At 43.6% G+C, this 1,246-nt stretch carries 2 protein-coding genes; both read left to right on the forward strand.

The genetic code is table 11. From position 1 onward, the window contains the following. Positions 1-61 precede the first annotated feature (61 nt). A complete protein-coding gene (locus Q3F21_RS27080) occupies positions 62-388 on the forward strand; it encodes a hypothetical protein (RefSeq protein WP_340259687.1) in 327 nt (108 codons plus the stop codon). 53 nt (positions 389-441) lie between these two features. Beyond that, positions 442-1,246 (forward strand): IS3 family transposase (locus Q3F21_RS27085; protein ID WP_340259689.1); only part of this gene is annotated, 805 nt, incomplete at its 3' end.

Here is a 1,246-nt window from a genome sequence, read left to right on the forward strand (position 1 = left end):
TTAAACTTGGACAGTACACCCCTTACTCGGATACAATAATATTGAGGCGGAGGGGAACGAAATGAAGAAAAAGCAATATGACCTTAATTTCAAGAAAATGGTGGTTGCCAAGGGGAAAGAGATTGGCAACATGACCGCTGTAGCAAGACAACATGAGCTTGATCCTAAAATGGTACTCCGATGGGCCAGAGAGTTGAATCGTAAAGATGTAGACCAGTTGGATGGGACAAACATCAAGCAAACGAAATATGTTCCCACTGCAGAAGATTATTCACAGCTTGAAAAGGAGCATGAAAAACTGAAAAAGCTCTATGCAGAGCAAGCCCTCGAGAGGGACATTCTCAAAGACCTACTAAAAAAAACGAACCCGCACTTGCGGATAAAATAGAGATTGCCAAGAAGTATATTGTACAAGGGCATAGCATCAGTTTTGTGCTGCGTGTGCTGGAAGTAGAACGATCCACGTATTACGCACATGTGAATAAACAGCAGCAAGTTAAAGAGACACTCCACAGGGCCGGTCGCCCCGCACCTGGTTTATCATATAAACAAGACGGAAAGCCAGTAAGTGACGAGCAGATTTGTGAATGGATCATGGAGTTCTTAGCAGGAGAAGGCGCCAATTATGGCTATCGCAAGCTAACGGTGCTTCTTAAAAGACGCCATCAACTGAAGATCAACAAGAAGAAAGTTTACCGTTTATGCAAGCAGATGGGTGTGCTTCGTCCACAGCGGAAATTAAAGGTAAAGCATCCCAAGAGACTTGCTAACAATCGCGTCATAACGGGCTCTAATCAGTTGTGGGAGACCGATATTAAGTATGGTTGGATTCATGGTGAACACCGCTTCTTCTTCCTTTTGAGCATCATAGATGTGTTTGATCGCGCCATCATCACCTATCATATTGGACTGAGCTGTGAAGCCAAACATCTCGTCCAGATCACGCAGGAAGCACTTATGAAACGCCAGCTCTTTGACAAAGAGAATAAGCCTGTCATCCGTTCAGACAATGGTCCGCAGTTTATAAGCAACCTGTTTGAAGATGCCTGTAACGAGTTTGTCCTGATTCACGAGCGTATTCCGCCTAAGACGCCGAATAAAAACGCTCACATTGAATCGTTTCATTCCATTATAGAGATGGAATGTTACCAGCGTCATGAATTTGAGTCTTATCCACAGGCGTATAAGATCGTAAGTCAATTTATTCATGATTATAACCGTACTCGAATCCATGGCAGCATCTATG

This window comes from Brevibacillus borstelensis, from assembly GCF_037834415.1.
GTDB classification, from domain to species: domain Bacteria; phylum Bacillota; class Bacilli; order Brevibacillales; family Brevibacillaceae; genus Brevibacillus; species Brevibacillus borstelensis_A.